General features: G+C 71.3%; 10 protein-coding genes and 24 pseudogenes. 26 read left to right on the forward strand and 8 right to left on the reverse strand.

The genetic code is table 11. The annotated features are described in order from the left end of the window. Positions 1 to 1,234 precede the first annotated feature (1,234 nt). The 13 genes and pseudogenes from UK94_RS36320 to UK94_RS36380 all read left to right on the forward strand — a co-directional run. Positions 1,235 to 1,760: pseudogene (locus UK94_RS36320) on the forward strand (ATPase); the annotation flags it as partial. 1 nt (position 1,761) lies between these two features. Continuing rightward, a pseudogene (locus UK94_RS36325) lies at positions 1,762 to 2,037 on the forward strand (ribonuclease H-like domain-containing protein); the annotation flags it as partial. Between the two features lies 1 nt (position 2,038). Then, a partial coding sequence (locus UK94_RS36330; protein ID WP_235486176.1) for a hypothetical protein occupies positions 2,039 to 2,133 on the forward strand: 95 nt, incomplete at its 3' end. A 1-nt stretch (position 2,134) separates the two neighbouring features. After that, positions 2,135 to 3,044: pseudogene (locus UK94_RS36335) on the forward strand (ATPase); the annotation flags it as partial. 1 nt (position 3,045) lies between these two features. Then, positions 3,046 to 3,621, forward strand: a pseudogene (locus tag UK94_RS36340) (AAA domain-containing protein); the annotation flags it as partial. Between the two features lie 43 nt (positions 3,622 to 3,664). Continuing rightward, positions 3,665 to 3,791, forward strand: a 127-nt coding sequence (locus tag UK94_RS72535) for a hypothetical protein (protein ID WP_268761179.1), incomplete at its 3' end; no start/stop codon positions are given. A 1-nt stretch (position 3,792) separates the two neighbouring features. Continuing rightward, positions 3,793 to 3,926, forward strand: a pseudogene (locus tag UK94_RS36350) (hypothetical protein); the annotation flags it as partial. A 1-nt stretch (position 3,927) separates the two neighbouring features. Then, positions 3,928 to 4,087: pseudogene (locus tag UK94_RS36355) on the forward strand (AAA domain-containing protein); the annotation flags it as partial. 1 nt (position 4,088) lies between these two features. Next, positions 4,089 to 4,444 (forward strand): annotated as a pseudogene (locus tag UK94_RS36360) (hypothetical protein); the annotation flags it as partial. 203 nt (positions 4,445 to 4,647) lie between these two features. After that, positions 4,648 to 4,727: pseudogene (locus UK94_RS36365) on the forward strand (hypothetical protein); the annotation flags it as partial. A gap of 1 nt (position 4,728) precedes the next feature. Next, positions 4,729 to 4,864 (forward strand): annotated as a pseudogene (locus UK94_RS36370) (helix-turn-helix transcriptional regulator); the annotation flags it as partial. 1 nt (position 4,865) lies between these two features. Continuing rightward, positions 4,866 to 5,343: pseudogene (locus UK94_RS36375) on the forward strand (helix-turn-helix transcriptional regulator); the annotation flags it as partial. Between the two features lies 1 nt (position 5,344). Continuing rightward, a pseudogene (locus UK94_RS36380) lies at positions 5,345 to 5,496 on the forward strand (LuxR C-terminal-related transcriptional regulator); the annotation flags it as partial. Positions 5,497 to 6,670: 1,174 nt separating this feature from the next. Here the strand turns inward: UK94_RS36380 and UK94_RS72540 are convergent. Next, positions 6,671 to 6,818 (reverse strand): annotated as a pseudogene (locus UK94_RS72540) (1-acyl-sn-glycerol-3-phosphate acyltransferase); the annotation flags it as partial. Between the two features lies 1 nt (position 6,819). Further along, positions 6,820 to 7,211, reverse strand: a pseudogene (locus tag UK94_RS36385) (lysophospholipid acyltransferase family protein); the annotation flags it as partial. A gap of 643 nt (positions 7,212 to 7,854) precedes the next feature. Between UK94_RS36385 and UK94_RS36390 the strand changes: the two are divergent. The 7 genes and pseudogenes from UK94_RS36390 to UK94_RS36410 all read left to right on the forward strand — a co-directional run. Continuing rightward, a pseudogene (locus UK94_RS36390) lies at positions 7,855 to 8,266 on the forward strand (MMPL family transporter); the annotation flags it as partial. Between the two features lies 1 nt (position 8,267). Further along, a pseudogene (locus UK94_RS36395) lies at positions 8,268 to 8,355 on the forward strand (hypothetical protein); the annotation flags it as partial. A 1-nt stretch (position 8,356) separates the two neighbouring features. Beyond that, positions 8,357 to 8,472 (forward strand): annotated as a pseudogene (locus UK94_RS72545) (hypothetical protein); the annotation flags it as partial. Positions 8,473 to 9,345: 873 nt separating this feature from the next. After that, a partial coding sequence (locus tag UK94_RS72550) for a hypothetical protein (RefSeq protein ID WP_268761180.1) occupies positions 9,346 to 9,496 on the forward strand: 151 nt, incomplete at its 3' end. A 1-nt stretch (position 9,497) separates the two neighbouring features. After that, positions 9,498 to 9,721, forward strand: a pseudogene (locus UK94_RS36400) (hypothetical protein); the annotation flags it as partial. Position 9,722: 1 nt separating this feature from the next. After that, positions 9,723 to 9,910: pseudogene (locus UK94_RS36405) on the forward strand (MMPL family transporter); the annotation flags it as partial. 4 nt (positions 9,911 to 9,914) lie between these two features. Next, a pseudogene (locus UK94_RS36410) lies at positions 9,915 to 10,243 on the forward strand (MMPL family transporter); the annotation flags it as partial. A 660-nt stretch (positions 10,244 to 10,903) separates the two neighbouring features. On the opposite strand, the gene UK94_RS01230 reads toward UK94_RS36410, so the two are convergent. Further along, on the reverse strand, positions 10,904 to 11,356 hold the full coding sequence (locus UK94_RS01230) for a ChaB family protein (RefSeq protein ID WP_011606009.1): 453 nt from the start codon (positions 11,354 to 11,356) through the stop codon (positions 10,904 to 10,906). A 737-nt stretch (positions 11,357 to 12,093) separates the two neighbouring features. Here UK94_RS01230 and UK94_RS36415 point away from each other — a divergent pair. From UK94_RS36415 to UK94_RS36425, 3 genes and pseudogenes are all read left to right on the forward strand, one after another. Continuing rightward, a pseudogene (locus UK94_RS36415) lies at positions 12,094 to 12,636 on the forward strand (hypothetical protein); the annotation flags it as partial. Between the two features lies 1 nt (position 12,637). Continuing rightward, a pseudogene (locus UK94_RS36420) lies at positions 12,638 to 12,802 on the forward strand (twin-arginine translocation pathway signal protein); the annotation flags it as partial. Between the two features lie 5 nt (positions 12,803 to 12,807). After that, positions 12,808 to 13,119, forward strand: coding sequence for an N-acetylmuramoyl-L-alanine amidase (locus UK94_RS36425; protein WP_235486187.1), 312 nt, complete (start codon positions 12,808 to 12,810; stop codon positions 13,117 to 13,119). 164 nt (positions 13,120 to 13,283) lie between these two features. On the opposite strand, the gene UK94_RS01240 is transcribed toward UK94_RS36425, so the two are convergent. The 3 genes and pseudogenes from UK94_RS01240 to UK94_RS01245 form a co-directional block, all read right to left on the reverse strand. Further along, positions 13,284 to 13,749: class I SAM-dependent methyltransferase (locus UK94_RS01240; RefSeq protein ID WP_235486056.1), on the reverse strand; the 466-nt coding region annotated here is incomplete at its 5' end. Between the two features lies 1 nt (position 13,750). Further along, positions 13,751 to 13,853, reverse strand: a pseudogene (locus tag UK94_RS36430) (SAM-dependent methyltransferase); the annotation flags it as partial. Between the two features lie 237 nt (positions 13,854 to 14,090). Next, the gene (locus tag UK94_RS01245) at positions 14,091 to 15,023 is read right to left on the reverse strand and encodes an NADP-dependent oxidoreductase (protein WP_011606005.1); all 933 of its coding nucleotides are present in this window, start codon (positions 15,021 to 15,023) and stop codon (positions 14,091 to 14,093) included. Positions 15,024 to 15,237: 214 nt separating this feature from the next. Between UK94_RS01245 and UK94_RS36435 the strand changes: the two genes are divergently transcribed. Both UK94_RS36435 and UK94_RS36440 read left to right on the forward strand, forming a co-directional pair. Then, positions 15,238 to 15,368: winged helix-turn-helix transcriptional regulator (locus tag UK94_RS36435; protein WP_235486188.1), on the forward strand; the 131-nt coding region annotated here is incomplete at its 3' end. Position 15,369: 1 nt separating this feature from the next. Beyond that, positions 15,370 to 15,636: pseudogene (locus UK94_RS36440) on the forward strand (helix-turn-helix domain-containing protein); the annotation flags it as partial. Positions 15,637 to 15,735: 99 nt separating this feature from the next. Here UK94_RS36440 and UK94_RS01255 read toward each other — a convergent pair. Together UK94_RS01255 and UK94_RS01260 are read right to left on the reverse strand one after the other, a co-directional pair. Further along, positions 15,736 to 16,227 carry a carbonic anhydrase gene (locus tag UK94_RS01255; RefSeq protein ID WP_055748334.1) on the reverse strand — a complete coding sequence of 164 codons (492 nt, stop codon included), beginning with the start codon at positions 16,225 to 16,227 and terminating at the stop codon, positions 15,736 to 15,738. Positions 16,228 to 16,806: 579 nt separating this feature from the next. Then, on the reverse strand, positions 16,807 to 17,457 hold a 651-nt coding region (locus UK94_RS01260; protein WP_235486058.1), incomplete at its 5' end, for a dienelactone hydrolase family protein. Between the two features lie 617 nt (positions 17,458 to 18,074). Here UK94_RS01260 and UK94_RS36445 point away from each other — a divergent pair. Continuing rightward, positions 18,075 to 18,305: pseudogene (locus UK94_RS36445) on the forward strand (FMNH2-dependent monooxygenase); the annotation flags it as partial. Between the last annotated feature and the right edge of the window lie 51 nt (positions 18,306 to 18,356).

Here is an 18,356-nt window from a genome sequence, read left to right on the forward strand (position 1 = left end):
GCGCGGCAGCGACCCCATGTCGGCGGGCCGGACCGCGAGGAGTAACCGCGGCCACCCGTTCCATTTCATGATCCTCTTCGTGTTCCATCGTAATACCTGGTGGTGAAGGCGGCCCTGGTCGGTTCGGGTGGAGGCGATCGCAGGGACGCCCGCTCAGACGGACCCGGATCGCACCTGGGTTGTTGATGTGACGAACGCGACAGTTCGCCTGGACTCGTCTCCATCCACCCGCGCGGACATGGTGCACCTGAACGAGGTGGCCCGAACGGACGGGCCGTGCCACGAGGGTGAGCTGCGGAACTCGGTGACCCGGAATCGTCTGTCCCGCCGTATCGCGAGTTCGGACCCGGCCGAATGCCGAAGGGGGGGCGCGGGACAATATGCGACCGGACCGGATGGGTGGTCCGGACGGGATGGTGACGTGCAGAGGTTCGACGATCGCTGGGTCGTCTCCGCAGGCGATCTTGTTGACGACCTCGAGTGNGGGCACCGGGTCGNGCTTGCGCACGCGCTCGCCACCGGCCTGCTGTCCGCCGGGGGCGACAGTGCCGGCGGCCCCGATGCCGGCAGCCCAGGGGGGCNTGCCGCCGTCACGCCCATGGCGCAGGTGATGCCCGAGGATCCGACGGGTGGCCCGACGGGACGGCTGCGGGTCAGTGCCCCGGATCCGACCGCGGTCCGGCACGGTGAGGCCCACGAGCGACGCGTGCTGGCACATCTCCGGCGATGCTTCGGCCCCGACGGGGTGGTGGAGATCCCTCGCCCGGCGCCGACTCCCGACGCCCTCGCCGAGGCCAACGAGCGGACTCGTCGCGCGCTCGCCGACGGCGCCCCGGTGGTCTACCAGGGTGTGCTGTTCGACGGTTCCTTCCACGGTCGGCCGGACTTCCTGATCGCGGCGCACCGTGACCCCGGAACCGGTGCGCACAGCGGTCCCGTTCAGCCGGGCCACTACGAGCCCTACGATGCCAAGCTTGCCCGGCAGGCCCGGCCCGGGGCTGTCCTGCAGCTCGCCGCCTACGCCCTGGCGTTGCCGTCGGTCGGCGTGGCAGTGCCGCGCATGATGCACATCCTGCATCCCGCGCGAGAATCCGGCACTGCCGGCACTGTCGGCACTGCCGGCACCGTCGCGCCGACGGAACCGGGTTGCGTGGGCGACGGGCGTGGCGGACCTGATGAGCGGCGGGGCGGCGTCGCCGTGGTGCGTTCGTTCAGCGTCGATGACGTCGCGCCGATGGTTCGCCACATACGCAGCCGCCTCGATGCCCGGCTTGTCGAGCCGGCGGTTGTTCCTGCCCCGTCGTGGGCGCAGCCCCGTCCGGAGTGCGCAAGCTGTGCCTTCTCCGAGCATTGCGCCGAGGGTCGGGCGGCGGCCCGCGATCTGTCCCTGGTCGCGGGGCTTCGGACCGGGCAGCGGCGCGTGCTGCGCGGGGCGGGCATCACGTCCGTCGAGGAGCTCGCCGCTGCGCGCGACGAGCAACGGCCGACGCCGATGTCCGCCGCGGTGTTCGCTGGACTGCGCCTCCAGGCCGAACTACAGGCGGCGCAGGATGCGACCCGCAGCGCGGATGACCCGCTGGGGACGGTGACCGTGCGGATGGTGGATCCGGCGGGCCTCGCATCACTCCCGGTGGCGGACCCGGCCGACATCTACTTCGACATGGAGGGTGATCCGTATGCGTTGGACGCCGCCGGTCTGGAGTACCTCTTCGGGGCCGTCACGCTGACCGGGCCCCCGAGCGGGGGTGGCCCGGCCGAGGNCGCGGCGGAGGCCTTCCAGGCGTTCTGGGCACATGACCGGCACGGCGAGCGGCTGGCGTTCGAGTCCTTCGTCGACTGGGCCGTGGCGCGGTTACACGAACATCCGGGCGCCCACATCTACCACTACGCACCCTACGAGCTCAACGCGCTGCGGCGGCTGGCGGCACGGCACGGCACACGGGAGCGGCAGGTCGACGAGCTGCTCGCCGGCAACCGGCTGATCGACCTCTACGCGGTGGTCCGGCGCAGCCTCCGAGTCTCCCAGCCCTCCTATTCNATCAAGTATCTTGAGCCGCTGTTCTTCCCGGACGCGCGGCAGGCGGCGGTAAAGAACGCCGCGGACAGCATCGTGGCGTACGAGTCCTTCCTCGCNCACCGAGCCGCGGGGGAGATCGCCGAGGCCGACCGGGTGCTCGCTGAGATCGCCGAGTACAACCGGGTGGACTGCGTGTCGACCCACCGGCTGCACCGCTGGCTGCTCCGGCTGCGCCAGGACGAGGGGGTCGAGGCGCGGGGGAGCGTCGCGGTGGATCCGGGCACCCTGGGAACCGATGTTCCGGGCGTCACCGAGCCGTCGTCGCTGGCCGGCGACGACGATCCTGACGCCCTCGTCGACGCGCTGGTTGCGGGGCTGCCTCCCGAGCCGGCGGCCTGGTCGGCCGACCAGCGGGCTCGGGCTCTGCTCGCCGCAGCGGTGGGCTATCACCGACGGGAGAACAAGCCGGCCTGGTGGACCTACTTCGCGGCGTTGATCGCCGATCGGGAGAGCCTGGAGGCGGCCGACGACTGTGCCGTGCCGACCGGGTGGGCCGTGATCGAGGACTGGGAGGAGCCGTCAGGGCGGCGGCGTCGCAGCCGCCGGGTGCTGCAGGCGCGCGTCGACTCGAACCGTCCGCACCCGTTCGACCGCGGCGAGTCCGTGCGGCTGCTCTACCCGGGCCCGGCAGGCACCGCCGGTGGGACCACCGACGCTCTGGTCGAACGGGCTGAGCCGCACGCACTGCTCCTGAGGGAGAGCGTGGCACCGGACGCGGTCAGCCGCGCGCTGCCGACAGCCGTACTGCCTGGTGCTCCGGTACGGCCCGAACCCAAACCCACTGCCATCCGCGAGCTCGCCCGCCGGGCCGCCGCCGCGCTTCCCGGCCGACTGCCCGCGGAGTCGGCGACGGACCTGCTGCGTCGCGATCCACCTCGACTGCTCAGCTCGACACCCGGCCTGCCGGTACCCGAGGACGGGGACGACCAGGTCACCGCCGTCCTGGCCGCGGTCAGCGCCCTCGACGNCTCGTATCTGGCTGTGCAGGGCCCGCCCGGCGCCGGCAAGACCTATCTGGCCGGGCGGCTGATCCAGGATCTGATCGCTCAGGGCAAGTCGGTGGGAATCTGCTCAACCAGCCACAAGGCGATCGAAAACGCGATGCTCGCCGCCACCGGCCAGCCCCCGTCGTCCACCGCCGACGCCGAGCCGGGCAGGGTCAACGGCGAGTCCGGCAGGGTCAACGGCGCCGAGGGCGCCGATGGTGCCCCGCCGTGGCGTCCGCTGGTCGCCGCGGCCAAGAAGCAGCGCTCCGGTGCACCGGCAGACCCGGCGCACCGGCCACCCTGGGACACGCCGCGCGACCTGCGGGCGCTGGCGGCGTGGCGGGACGCACATCCGGACGGCCATCTCGTCGGCGACACCGCCTGGGCCTTCGCCAACACAACGCTCGCGGCCGTGCCGTTCGACGTCCTGATCATCGACGAGGCAGGACAGTTCGCGCTGGCCGACACCCTCGCGGTGGCCCCAGCGGCCCGCAACCTGGTCCTGCTCGGCGATCCGCAGCAGTTGCCGCAGGTCGTGGCGGGCATCCACCCCGAGGGNGCCGACGCTTCTGCGCTGTCACACCTGCTGGGCGACGCCGAGGTGATCCCACCCGCGCTCGGCTACTTTCTCGATCGGACCCGCCGGCTCCATCCGGCGGTGTGCGCGCCGGTGTCCGCCCTCGCCTACCGTGGCCTGCTGCGGTCTCACCCGATCGCCGCGACCCGTGNCCTTGCCGGCGTGCCTGCCGGGCTGTACCTCCACGACGTGGTCCACGCCGACAACGGCACCCGCTCCGACGAGGAGGTGTCCGCGGTGGGGGCAGTCATCCGACAACTGATGAATCGTCTGATCATCGAGGGTGNGAGTTCCCGTCCGCTGACCGGGGCGGATGTGCTTGTGGTCGCCCCGTACAACCGCCAGGTTCGAGCGATCGAACGTGCGCTCGAGGCCGCCGCCCTGCCGGGCGTGCGGGTCGGCACGGTGGACCGGTTCCAGGGCCAGGAGGCGGCGGTGGTGGTCACGNCGTTGACGACCTCCAGTGCCGACGAGGCGCCACGCGGGCTCGACTTCCTGCTTTCCCGTAACCGGCTCAACGTCGCGCTGTCCCGGGCCCAGGTGGCGGCGGTCCTGGTGATGTCGCCGGCGTTGCTCGACAGCTCTCCACGCAGTGTCGCGGAGCTCCACCTGCTCGCCGGGCTCGCCCGACTGCGGGCCATGGCCCGTACCGACCTGTTCGCGGTGCCGGCTCATCGTCCCGGCGGGCCGGCGACGGCCGCCGCGGGGGACGGCGGTTCCGGGGCCGGCGTCCCCCAGCCGGTGACCGAGGGTGCTCGCGTAGCCGTTGGGCCGCCCGCGCAGATGCATCTGCCCTTCTCCTGAGGTTGGGTTCGAGTCGGGAAAAGCTGTTACGCGCGAACGGGTCCCGACTCTCGGACAACATTCGGCGTCATGCCGTTTGTGCACTTATTTGTGCTTATCGTAAAACGGGTGCTACGATTCCCTTCGTCTTCTACAGGTCGGGGAAGGGGACGCTCGTGACAGTGGACGTGTCGGCCCCCAGTCGCGTGCAGACAGTCCTGCCNCGGGCGATCGCCCGGCTGCGCGCTTCATCGGGAGCCCATCTCACATTCGGCGGAATGGTCACACCACATTCCGGTCGATTNACCGTCACCAACGTGGACGGACCCGCACCGAGCGGACTGCTCGGTCACTCCGTCCCACCTGGGACGGGAATCGGCGGGCAGGTGGTACGGCATTGCCGCCCGGTCGTCATCAACGACCCGGCCGCGGCGAGAAGGGNTCTTCGCTCCACTGCCCCAACGATCGAGAGCAGTGAGCTGGGAGCGATTCTCGCCGTGCCGGTCTGCATGGACAGCGTGGTGGTCGCCGTGCTGTATGGAGCCATGCGGACCGAGGCGCCGTTCACCGAGGCCGCGATTCACGCGGCCATCGCCACGGCTCGACTGATGGAACGCGAGCTGGGCGCAGTCGCAGCGCGTACGGAGCCGCTGTCGACGTCGATGCCACCAGGGCATCGCGCGCCGGCTGCCAGAGCGGTGGGCGCCGTGCCGCTGCCGCGTTCGCCCGGCCAGCCACAGGAGAGTCTGCGGCTGGCCTACCGGGAGCTTCAGGAGGTCACCGAACATGTGGCCGACCCGTTGCTGCGTGGCCGGATCGGGGGCGTATCGGAGCTGCTGCGCGGTTTGCTGGACCAGGAGGCGAAGGTCGGCGGCCGGTTGGCGTTGACCCCGCGTGAGCTCGAGGTGCTGGCACAGGTCNCACTCGGCCTGTCCAACGTCGAGACCGCGCGGCGCCTCACCGTCTCACCGGAGACGGTGAAGGCATATCTGCGCAGCATCATGCGCAAACTCGGGGTCCGTAACCGGACCGCGGCGGTGCATGCTGCTCGCCAACTGGGCATGCTTCCCTGACACGGCGGCGGCTTCCGGGCTTCGTCCGGGAGGTCCGCTGGTCGGGTGAATCTCTCCCTTCGGATACGGCGCGTGGTCTGCGCCAAAGCTGAGAGTCGGACAACTTCCCGTTCTGGGAAGTCTCGTTCCGTGCCGGCGGATCCGGGAGTCACCGAATCCGCCGGCGCGGAACGGGTCGATGGTCGGACCCGCCGGCAACGGAGTGGACGGCGCTGCGGCCTCAGCCAGACCAGCGATCTTCGAGTCCGCGGGCAGGCACCGGCGTACCCGATGGCCGGGCCGGTCGTCGTGCGGGCGCCGGGGGCTCCTCCTGGGCCGGTCGGCTCTCCCTGGGCAGTCATGATGGCAGGCCCGGCGGACCGTGCCGACGGCACGCGGCGATAATCATGCGGCCTGCGCCGGGGCAATCCACGTCGCGGCCTGCCCGGATGCCCCGAGATCGCAGGCGGCGCCCGGCGGGTCCCGCGGACCCGAGGTCGATGGGCCGACCGGTACCGTCGGACCTGTCCGGTGGCCCGGGGCGCCCGGGGCCCACGTTCCCGCCAGCGGCGCACCGCGGCCATCGCCAGGGAAGTCGTGCGGCGGGCGGGAGCATGGCCGGACCTGTCCCACGCGTCATTCGGATGCGGAGTCCGGACCGCGCCTCGGTGGTCTGGCCTGGTCCGCTCGGGATCAACCTGGCACCGGGATCGTCTCCACCTGCGGCCCGAAGGTGCCCAGCGGTCGGTATCGGACCGGTCATGGCCGTGGACCTGGCAGGTGCACCCACCTGTCGCCGAACCGGGAGGTCCGCGGGGCGGTGAACCCGGGACGGGCGGGCTTCGCGGCGTCCGAAGGCCGCCGGCGGTGGCCCGACCGTCCGTCGGTCTCGTTGAAGTGGCTGCCGGAAGTCCGTAGCGTCGGCGTCCGTCCGTGAGGTTCACGCGGGCATGCGCGGGGCCGGTGCAGCCCGCTCCGCCGCACCGGCCCCGCTTCGTCCATTCCGCCGCACCGACCAGGGAGATGCGGCGGAATGGACGGCCTTTCGTCAGCCGGTCATCGGATGGTCATCGGCTGACGAGTCCCAGGGAGGCCTTGAAGCGCTCGGCGTAGATGTCCGCCTGGCGCTGCCCGNACAGTTCCTGGATGGACCTCATGATCTGCTCGGTCNCCGCCCGCTGCGCCAGCCCGGTCNGTTCGCCTGTCATGCGCGGGAAGTTCAGCGGTGTGCCGAACCGAACCTGAACGCGTCCGGGGCGTGGCAGTCGCCGGTCCATGGGCAGGACCTGGAAGGTGCCGACCAGCCCCACCGGGATGACCGGCACCCCGGTCTCCAGAGCCAGNCGCGCCACGCCGTGCTTGCCGCGATACAACCGACCGTCAGGGGAGCGGGTCCCCTCCGGAAAGATCCCCAGCAGGCCGCCCCGGCCCAGCACACCAGCGCCGGCCTGCAGCGCGGCCGTCGCCTTCCGGCGGTTGCCGCGGTCCACGGCGATCTGACCGGTCGCGGCGACGAACATCTTCCCGGCCATGCCCTTCAGGCCCGGCGTGGTGAAGTACTCACTCTTCGCAAGGAAGGTGATCCGCCGGTTGGACGCGATCGCGAGGAACGCGGCGTCGAGCACCGAAAGATGGTTGCCTGCGATAATGGCAGGACCATCGGTCGGAATGTTCTCGAGACCTTCGACCAGTGGATGCCAGAAGGCTTGGCATATCGGACTCAGTACCTTCTTCATGCAGGCGTAGGAGATTCTCGACCAGGCATCGACCCGATGTGTCACCGGGGCCGTGATCGTGCTGCCCCGCTGTGNGGGCACGAGTTGCGGAACCGCGGTGTCGACCTGTCGAACCATGGTCTGAGCCTGAGGCATTGCCGTACCACCTTCGAGATTGGCCCCCCGGCATTCCCTCCCGTCAGTGGTACGCCGCCGGAGCCGATCCCCCTNACCCGATCCGCTCGACCACAGATCTGGATTCCGGGTACTGAATGCCGCCCCGTCGACGGCTGCACCTTTCCCTACCCCCGTACGGGGGTATTTCGGAATCGAGGACCTCCCGGAGGTCTAGTTTTGAGGTAGCGACCCGGGACGTCCTCGCCGTGCTGCACGTCCGGCCACGCGGTCGTCTCGGCGCCGTCGTGCGATCACNGGGCTGCCGGGAGATCCACCGTTGCGGGGGATCCTCGAAGGGAGCGTCATGCCGTCGTTCGCCGATTCGGCGCAGCAACGCGAATCCCGGACTGATCGGGTGGNGTATGCCGCGTTGCCACGCGGACGCGATGAGGAAGATGAATGGGTGGGCCATCTACCTGCGGAAACAGGAACCGGTGGTGCTGGCCCACCGCGAGTGTCGCGCCGGGTCATGGCCTCGGTGGCCTCCATGGCCGGCGTTCCCGCACCTCCGCGTTCCCTGTTCACAGTCGCGGCGGACGCCGCCGTGTTGCACCGTGGTCGGCTGCTCGCGGCCGCCTGCCTGCTCGTGGTGGTCCTGCTGCCGTGGAACGCCGGGATCTACCACCAGCTCGCCACCGGCGGCTTCTACGCGCCGGGTGACAAGTCGACCCAGGCTGAGCAGCTCCTCGACGCGGAGTTTCCCGACGCGCCCCCGAACGTCGCCGTCATGCTCACCTCGGACGCCGGGATCGACGGCCCGACGCCCGTCCACCTCGGCCGCGAGCTCACCAGGCAGCTGGCGGCCGAGAACGGGGTGACCTCCGTCCTGTCGTACTGGCCGAACGGCTCCGAGGCGGGCAATCCGCTGCTGCGCGCGAAGGACGGTCGCTCGGCGCTCANCGTGTTCCGGCTCACCGGCTCCGAGGATCACATCCAGGATCGCCTGAGCGTGCTGCACGAGCGATACTCCCACGTGGGGCCGGGCGTGNAGGTTCGCTTCGGGGGTGCCCCGGCGGTCATGCGAGATGTCACCGAACGCAGCCGGGTCGACCTCGAGCGTGGCGAGACGACGGCTGCCCCGCTGGTTTTCCTCGTCCTGCTCTACNCCTTCGGAACGGTGGCGGCCGCCCTTCTACCGGTACTGGTCGGCGTGGTGTCCGTGGTGTCGAGTCTGGCGCTGTTGCGGCTGGCCGCGACGCTCACCGACGTCTCCGTCTTCTCGGTGAACCTGACCACCGCGCTGGGCTTCGGCCTNGCCGTCGACTACAGCCTGTTCATTCTCCGACGGTTCCGGGAGGAACAGGACCGCGGGCTGTTCCCGGGNGCGGCGCTGCGTCGCACGCTGGAGACGGCCGGGCGCACAGTGTTCTTCTCNGGCGTGACCGTGGCGCTGTCGCTGACCGCGGCCCTCGTCTTTCCGCTGTACTACCTGCGCTCGTTCGCCTTCGCCGGCATCATCGTCGTCGTGACCTCGGAGGTCGCGGCGCTGCTCGTGCTGCCCGCGGCGCTGATGGTGCTGGGGGACCGCCTCGATCGTGGGGACATCCGCGCGGCGTTGTCCCGGCGGCGAGACGCCGGTGGGCGCCGACCCGTCGGTACCCGCCGCGCGGGTGGCCACCGCTCGCGGGAGGCCTCCGCTGCGGGCCGCGGTTGGACGGCACTGGCCCGCCGGGTCATGCACCGGCCACTGCTGTACGGCGGCGCGGCCATAGCCATCCTGTTGATCTGCGCCGCGCCGCTGCGCCACCTCAATCTCGCGTTGGCCGATGACACGGTGCTGCCGGCCACCGCGGAATCGCACGTCGTGAACGATGCGATGCGCGACGACTTCATCGTCTGCCTGCCCTGCCAGATTCCGATCGTCGTGCCCGGGGTGGACGCGCGCGACCCGGTCAACGCTGCCAGACTGACCGACTACGCGACTCGACTGTCCGCACTTCCAGGTATTGCTCGCATCGACACCGTGACTGGCAGCTTCATGCAGGGAAAACGGATCGGCGCGGTGCCCAAGGTGCCCACGGGATATGTGGGTAACCACGGTGGCGCCTGGTTGTCGGTGTGGCAGGGCGACACTTCTCCGGTGTCCAGTGAGGCGAAAGACCTGGTCCGGGAACTGAAGGCGACCCCGGNACCCTTCGGTGTCCTCATGGGTGGACTTGCTCCTCATTTTCTGGACACCTCGCGCACCATTCTGCATCGACTTCCCATCGCCTTCGCGGTTGTGATGGCCGCCACCTTCCTCCTGTTGTTCCTGTTCACCGGCAGCGTGCTGCTTCCACTCAAGGCGATGTTCCTGAACTCGCTCAACCTCGCCGCGACGATCGGCCTGCTCGCCTTCGTCTTCCAGGAAGGGCNCCTCCGCGGCCTGGTCGGCGACTTCCAGGTCTCGGGAACGCTCGAGATGACGAGCCCGGTACTGATGTTCTTCATCGCGTTCGGGCTGAGCATGGACTACGAGATCTTCCTGCTTGCCCGTATCCGCGAGGAATACCAGCGCACCGGCGACAACAAGGAATCCGTGGCCATCGGCCTGGGAGTGACCGNACNGCTGATCACCAGCGTTGCACTCGCCCTGGTGGTGGTCATGGTCGCGCTGTCCACCTCCCACATCAGCATGATCAAACTTGTTGGGGTGGGACTGACCGTCGCGATCACGCTCGACGTCACCGTCGTGCGGGCGATCCTTGTTCCGGCATTCATGGCCCTCGCCGGCAGGTACAACTGGTGGGCTCCGGCGCCGCTGCGACGCCTGTATGACCGTTTCGGACTGCGCGAGGACTCCGGCGAGACGGCTGTCGGCGCTGGTCCGGCTGGTGGCCCGCACGCGATGCCAGGGCAACCCGGTCTGGCTGAGGTGAACGGCATGGCCGCGCCGGNCGGTCACGGGGGCGGGTACGGGGTGTTGGCCTATGGTCTGCCGAGCCCGGGCTCATCGGGGCCGACACAGCCAGGTTCGGGGTGGAGCGGGGCACAGGGGTGGAGCGGGGCGCAGCGAGGCGGGGCGCAGGATCGGGGCGGGGCGCAACTGCCCGTCGGCACGACTGACCGGCCGATCGGAGCCGCCGGTCCCGGAGACGACGATCGCCGACTCCCCGCGTTGCCGTCCTACGCGGCGTACGTGACCAACGGCAGCCCGGCCACGGGTGGACAGTCCGACTCGGGGGCCAGGGCAACCACGAAGANCACGTATCAGCGAGGGCGTGCGGAGGCCGCCCGCTGGGACAGGCCTGCGCCCGTTCAGGCGCCGACGTGGCACTACTTCCTGCGTAACCGATGGCGGGCAGACGNCACCGCTCCGCAGGTCGTGACCGGGACACGCGGGTTCGTCATCGATGGCATCCAGGTGGACGACCCCACGGTCCTTGACGCGGACGCGCACCGCTGACGCGCGCGTAGCCCTTCCGGGCCCAAACACCGACCCGGGACGGCGCCCCCGTCCACTCCCACCCAGCCGTACCGGGCCGTTCCGGGCACTTCTGTACCCGGTCCGCGCCCGACCGGGCCGGCTGGCCTGCTGGCGAACGCGCCGGTCGAGGCTAGTGCCCGGACCCGCGAGCCCGAGCCGTCGCGCGACGGTTGGCCTTCTGCACCGCGCCGACGAGCTCACTCTTCGACATCTTCGACCGACCTGGGATGCTCAGCTCGCGGGCGATAGCACGCAGATGAGCGAGGGATGCGTTCGTGTCCACGCCCTCCGCCGTCTGCCCGCCCGCCAGAGAGTCGGGCGACTTCCTGGCGGCCTGCGCGTCCGAGGGCCCCGGCCGTGCCTTCGGCTCCCAGTGATCGCCGACCTTCTCGTGGGTGTGCTTGAGGGCGGCGAAGGCCGCCCGATGGGCCCGCTGGCCCTCGCCGTAGGTCCCGACCGCCGAGTCGTGGGTCTTCTTCCAGGTCCGGACGGCCTTGTCGGCCGAGCGGGCGATCGTCGACGGCACATCGGCACGCATCCGGTCGGCCTGCACGCGGGGGTTCTCCCGCTTCCTCACGGCCATGTCGTTCTCCTCCCGACGGCTCCTGCCGCTGGGGACTGCCTTCCCACCGCAGGCCGACTCAACGACTCGGACGGAAGGGGACTTCTCGGCCGTCGCGGCGCCCGCGCCGTCAGNGGGTCGCCACCCCGTCCACCCAGATCCGGGTGCATCCCGGTGGGCCGCCGGTCGAGGGTGATCCGGCAGACCACGTGGCCTGGCTCGGGCCGGTCGGCGCTTCGATACACAGGGTGATGCCCTGACTGTCGTAGCGTGCCCGCTGACCCGACCACGTGAACACGGAGGACGCCATGCCCGCCGCCGATCCGCCCCGTCCGCACCACCCGGCCGCTCCCTCCCGGCGCAGAGTTCTCAGCCTGGCCGGTGCCGGCGTCGGAGGGTGGGCGGCTCTGGGACTCGCTGCCGCTCCGGTGGCGGCGAGCACCGCCGGCGTGCCGGTCGCGTTCACTGCGGGCCCGGCGGGTACCCGGGTGGTACTCATCCCGCAGACACTGAGCGCGACGTCGAAGGGAACGGGCCCGGCGGCCCCGGCTTTTCGCATCGGCTACCTGGCTGTCCGCTGGAGCGCTCCGGGCGGNGGTACGGGCCCCGGGGCGGCGGCAGGGACGGAGAGCGCAGGCGCCGCGATCCGCCTCCGGCAGGTGAAAGGTGGCTACGGTTCGTGGAGCCCGCTGGCCGTCGGCTGCCCTGCGGAGCGGGACGACCGGCCGGCCGGTGCCTCCTCCGCTCATGCGNTCCTGATGGGAGCCACGACGGCCACCGGCTACGAACTTCGGGTGCCGCAGGGAGCTTCCGGGGTGGTCGTCACGGCGCTGAACACGACGTCCGGCCCGTGCCGGCGACTGATGGTCCCGGACCTGACCGCCCAGGCCGCCCTCGCCGCCGTGGCCGGACTGGCCGCCGCAGCCGGCGTGGCCGGCCCGGGGAGCCCGGCGGCCGCCGTGGCCGGACTGGCCGCCGCAGCCGCCTCGGCCGAGCCGAGGAGCCCGGCGCGGGCCCGATCGGTGCCGCGGCCGCGACACGCACCCCTCGCCGCAGCGGCGGGACCGGCTCCGGCGGCCGGACCCGCACCGGCGGGCGAGGGTGGTGCGCCGCCGTCCGTATCCACCGCACCCACCGCCGCACCCACGGGATCGGCGCCGTCGGCCCTCGGTCTGCGGTACCTGCCTCGAGTGGCCTGGGGTGCCGACGAGTCGCTGCGACTCAACCCCGCCACGGGCCAGCCCTGGCCAACGACCTACCACCCGGGCCAGGTGATCACTGTGCACCACACCGTGACGCCGNACGACGATCCGGACCCGGCCGCGACCGTGCGGGCGATCTACCACTTCCACACCGTGGAACGCGGCTGGGCGGACATCGGTTACCACTTCCTCATCGACGAGGCGGGCAGCCTGTACGAAGGACGCTGGTCCGGGACCGACGGGGTTCCCGGACATCGTCCGGACGNCCAGGTGGTCACCGGCGCGCACGTCGGCGGATTCAACGCCGGCAACGTCGGAGTCGCGCTGCTCGGCGACCACCGGAACCGCGCCCCGACGGCAGCCGCGCGTCGCTCGCTCGCGTTGGTGCTGCTGGCGCTCTGCGGTGCCCACAGCCTGAACCCCGTCGGCAGTGTCGACTACCTCAATCCGGTCGGCGGCGCCCGACGCCGGGTGTCGGCGATCAGCGGGCATCGTGACTGGATGGCGACCGAGTGCCCCGGGGCGGTCCTGTACTCGACGTTGGACAGCGTCCGCCTGGAGGTCGCTCGAGCGCTCCTGTGAGCCGACCCCGTCCGGAGTGTCGGGTCCGGAGCGCGTCGGGTCCGGAGAGTCGGGTCCGGAGCGGGCCGCACGACCCAGGCCGCACGACCCAGGCCGCACGACCCAGGCCGCACGACCCAGGCCGGTCGGCCCAGGCCGGTGGGGTCATGCGGCCGGTCGAGGGGTCAGGAACGCCATCCGGCGTAGACGGCGAACCGGCCGTTCTTGACGATGCAGTCGACCGGATCGAAGCCGGCCTCGGTCAGCCAGGCGAGCTGGTCGGCGAGCGGCGCGCAGCGGTCGAAGGCCATCCGTCCCAGGGCGGCCTGCCATTCGGCGTCGTCCGACCCGGCCGCCCGCGCGTGCCGCTCGTGCATCTCCTCGTACCGCCGGGTCAGGGCCGGGGTCGGCCCGTCGACCTGCTCCAGGTTCGCGAAGACACCGCCCGGACGCAGTGCAGTGTGCACCCGCCCGAACAGGTCCCGCTTGCCGGGATCGTCGAGATGGTGGATGGCGAGCGCGGAGACGACGGCGTCGAAGGGCCCGGACGGCAGCGCTGCGGAGAGGTCGGCCATGGTGACGGCCTCGACGTTCTCGGCGGCCAGCCGGGCCCGCGCCTTGGCGAGCATGGGGGCGGCACCGTCGAACAGGNGCAGGCGTACCTCCGGCACCGCGGCGACCACGGCGGAGGCCAGCAGTCCGGTGCCCGCGCCGAGGTCGAGCACCCTCGGCCGGGTCCTGCCCAGCTGGGCCACCAGGTCGCCGACCGCCCCGTACAGCAGATCGAACGAGGGGACGAGGCGGTGGCGCTCCGCGTCGTAGGNGGCAGGATCCCAGATGGGTATCTCGGAATATGAGATTGCTGTCTCACTCATTGGACAAGCGTACGACTTGACCCGACCCGCCCGCAGCAGGTTTTCCGCGGGCACCGTGCCTGCCCTCACCGGCCCCGGCGCACGCGCCGGTGCCGGCGGGCGAGGGCCGCCCGGTGCTCAGAACAGGAGGCTGATGCCCGTTCGCCGGCCGCTCTTGGCCAGGCGGGCGTACGCGGCCGCTCCCTCGGCGGCCGGATAGGTCTCCACCTCGCGGATCGTGACCTCCCCTCGCGCAATCGCGTCCATGATCGTGGCGAGCGCCCGACCGTCCGCGTGCACGTTCAGTGCATGGGTCCTCACTCCGACCCGCGGCGACGGGGTCGAGGGCGGGGTGAGCCCGACGAAGGCCCCGCCGGGCCGGATGAGATCGATGATCGACTCGCCGAGCAGGGCGGCGTCGATGATGCCGTCCACCCCGTCGGGAAGCGCCGCACGCAGAGTGGCGGCAGACTCCTCGGTGCGGCCGACGAAGATCTCCGCGCCCAGCTGACGGACCGCCTGCTCGTCCTCGGGTCCGGCGAGCGCCGCGACGCGGGCGCCGGTGCCGGCGGCGAACTGGACGGCGAAGCCACCCACGGCCCCCGCCGCCCCGGTGACGAGGACGGTGGCACCCGCGGCCAGGTGCAGCTCCGCTACAGCCTGGTGCGCCGTGAGTGCGTTGAGTGGGACGGTCGAAGCCAGTGTGGAAGCCACGGCGTCCGGGCGGGCGGCAAGGTGGTCGGCCGGAAGCACGACCTGCTCGGCATGGGCCCCGCTCCGTGCGCCGATCCAGTCGATGAGGGCGACGACCGCCGTACCTACCGGCCATTCCGTCACCCCTGCACCGAGCGCGTCGACGACACCGGCGAGCTCCCATCCGGCCACCACCTGGGGTGGCTGCTGGGTGGCAAGTGCGGCGAAGCCGCCTGCGCGGATGAAGGGGTCGACCGGGTTCACTCCTGCGGCCTCGACCCGGACCCGGACCTCCCCCGGGCCGGGCTCCGGCGTTGCCAACTCCGTCAGGATCAGCGGGCTGGTCTCGCCATAGGCCGGGATCGTGAGCGCTCGCATCGGTTGTCCTCCGCTTCCGGTGCCGCGGCGGGTGCCGCGGCGGTGGTCCGAACGCTACGGGGGTGAGTATCTTCTAGGTAGTAGTTACCCAAGAGTTCCCTAGTATCCTGGAGGAAGCTTCGTGACTACCCGGACGGCCGCGCAGCGGCGGGCCGAGGCGAAGGTGGCCTATGACGCCTTCATGGCGGCCTGCCCGTCACGCAAGGTGTTCGAGATGCTCAGCGACAAGTGGGTCGGCCTGGTGCTGGCCGCGGTTTCGGCGGGACCGCGCCGCTACGGCGAGCTGAAGGCGGAGATCGCCGGGGTCAGCCCGAAGATGCTCACCCAGACCCTGCGGACGTTGGANCGCAGCGGGCTGGTCGACCGGACGGTCACCGCGTCGGTTCCGGTGCGGGTCGACTACGAGCTGACGCCGCTGGGCCGTGACCTCTATCCCCTGATCACGCCCCTCAAGGCCTGGGCCGAGGCGAACGTGGACGCGATCCGCGCGGCAGAGCAGGCCTACGACCTGCGTACCTTCGCGCGGGAGCCGACGGGTGCGTCGGCCGCCACGGGTGCGTCGGCCGTAATCGGGGTGACGGCGGCGATGGGGGTGACGGCGGCTCGGCAGTGACGGCCGGGGCGGCGGGTCCAGGCCGGCGCCTCCCACCGCGCCGCCCGGTCGGCGGGTTCGGCCCGCGCGGCCGGGCGGCGCGATGTGCGGACGGTGCGCTCAGCGCACTTCGGTGAGCGTGCCCTTCTCGACCGAGTAGACGAACCCGCGGACCGAGTCCTTGTGCGGGATGAAGGGGCTGGCCGTGATGCGGGCGATCGACTGCCGGACGTCGTCGTCCAGGCTCGTGAAGGTCTCGACGGCCCACGGCGGGCGAATGCCCGTCTCGGCGGTGATCTGAGCCTTGAACGCCTCGTCGGTGAAAGTGAGCATGCCGCAGTCGGTGTGGTGGATGAGGATGATCTCTCGGGTTCCCAGCAGCCGCTGACTGATGGCGAGAGACCTGATCTCGTCGTCGGTGACCGCCCCACCCGCATTGCGGATCACGTGGGCGTCACCCTCGGTCAGGCCCAGCACCCCGTAGACGTTCAGTCGGGCGTCCATGCACGCCACGACCGCAACCTTCAGGTTCGGGGGCAGTGGCAGCTCTCCGGCGGTGAAGTCGCGGGCGTACTGGACGGCGTTACCGAGTAGGTCGTCGGTGACGGTCATCTCGTTGCTCCAGACGGAGTTCGGGCGGCCTGCCGCATGGCATGCGACAGCCGCGACGGGGGCGGGCGAGATTGCGTGGAGCACGTGTCCGGGCCCGAGGCGTCGACGCGTGCCGGGGGTCGGCGCGTCGGCGGCCGGGTGACGACGGGAATCGCGGCGGCGGGAACAGGGCCGTGGACGCTCACCCGTCGCAGTGGACCGTTCCCCTGCGCATGTGCTCTGCACCGTCCCGGTGGATCCACGCTGCGTGAAGGTCAGCTCCGCGCGAAGGTCAACTCGGCGGAAAAGGTGGCTCTGCGCGGAGTGCGGCCCAGCGCGGAGGTCCGCGCGAAAGGCNCCGTGAACGCGGCGCGCCCGCCGGCGGGACAGATGGCAGAGGAGACGAGCAGCAGGTCGATGTGCCGTCTGTGCACCAGCGGAGGCGGCGTCGGCATCTACGAACCGAAACACGGGGGAGACCGCTCCGCCAACCGTGAGGATCAGTGACGCATGTCACATCTCTATGGCGAAGCTGAACAAACTCGCCGGTCCTGACCTCCGAGTGGTCGGCGGCGAGTCAACTCGCGGTCGGTCGCGGCGTCAGGCGCCGAGATGTTCCGTCAGGAATCGTTCGATCCGGACCCAGGCATCGGCGGCGGCGAGGGGCTCTGGACCGATACCGGCAGCTCGCAGCACCGGGTGCAGGACGCGCGGGCCGCTTGGAGTGCCGTCCGGCCGGGCGCTGAGGAACGCGTGCCCGGCCGTCGGGTACTCCTTGACGTCGTGTGGAACGCCGGCCCGGCCCAACGCCGCGGAGAGGCGGCCGGCGGCCCCGCGCAGGGTGCGGTCCCGGCCGCCGTAGCTCGCCACCACCGGGCACGCCGCCCGCAACGAGGCATCGAGCTCACGGGGCAGTGGACCGTAGTTGACCGCCGCGACCTCGAAGCCTCGGCCCGCGCTGAGCAGGGCGAGGCCGCCGCCGAGGCAGAAGCCGATCACGCCCACCCGTCCGTTGCACGCCGGCAGGGCGGTCAGCCACCGTCGCGCCGCCTCGATGTCGTCGAACGCCCGCCCGCGCCCGGAGGACATCGCCCGCACCGTGGCCACCAGGCAGCGCCGGGCGCCGCCCGCGCTGAACAGGTCCGGGGCGAGGGCAAGATATCCGAGGCCAGCAAGGCGGTCGGCGATCGCGCGGATGGTCTCGTCCAGACCCCACGCCTCGTGCAGCACGATCACGCCGGGACGCGGGAGNCCCCTGGCCGACGGCCCGTCACCGGGGGGCGGGGTCGGGCCGACGGCGGTCGGTCGGGCCAGGTATGCGCTGAGGCCCGGGGAGATATCCAGAACGTCAGCGAATCCGGACAAATTGACCGTGGTCACGATGCCCACCCCTCATCCGCCGGTCGCGCGGGCGACACGGTCGCGCGCTGCGCGGCGCGCGTGGAGTCCGTCGTCCCGGCCCGGCCGTCGCGGCGGAAGCGCATCGCCCGGCGAGCGCCTGCTTGAACATGCTGTGCTGCACGTCACAGTATGTGCTCTTGACCGAGGAAAGCCGACCTACTCAGAGTGAAAAGGGTGCGCACCTCGCTGTTGTTGACGTGCCGCCGCTGCATCGATTTTGGACGCGCCGAATCCAGCCGCTGTCGTTGATGCGGGGGTAACCGGCGTTCCGCCGTGACCGGGATCCGTCCGTGCGGGTGGCCGGGATCCTCGGCACCCCGCCGGGGCCCAGCGACGGCGTCCGAGGCCCCATGACCGCCGCGATAGTTCTGCGCCTGCAGCTCGAAAGCCCTGCGCCCGCCGTTCGCCAGCCGGTTTCGATCGTCGAGGAGTGCCCGTTGCGTCTCGTGCAGGATTGCGCCCGATGNCCCCCCGCCCGCCGCTGCACCTCGCCCTCGCGCTGGACGGGGCTGGCTGGCATCCGGCCGCCTGGCGGGAGCCGCGCGCGCGGACCGCGGAGCTGCTGGATGCCCGGTACTGGACCGATCTGGTCCAGGAGGCCGAGCGTGGCCTGCTCGACTTCGTCACGATCGAGGACTCCCTCGGCCTGCAGTCGGACCGGTTCGACGGTCCGGACGCCCGGACCGATCGGGTTCGCGNCCGCCTCGACNCCGTGNTCATCGCGGCTCGTGTCGCTCCTCTGACCTCTC

The organism is Frankia sp. AvcI1 (assembly GCF_001420875.1).
GTDB classification, from domain to species: domain Bacteria; phylum Actinomycetota; class Actinomycetes; order Frankiales; family Frankiaceae; genus Frankia; species Frankia alni.

Coding starts and splice junctions, on each gene's coding strand:
- UK94_RS01245 (WP_011606005.1), bottom strand. CDS start 15,023: ATGCGAGCGCTCACGATCCCGGCCTATGGCGAGACCAGCCCGCTGATC.
- UK94_RS01255 (WP_055748334.1), bottom strand. CDS start 16,227: ATGACCGTCACCGACGACCTACTCGGTAACGCCGTCCAGTACGCCCGC.
- UK94_RS01230 (WP_011606009.1), bottom strand. CDS start 11,356: ATGGCCGTGAGGAAGCGGGAGAACCCCCGCGTGCAGGCCGACCGGATG.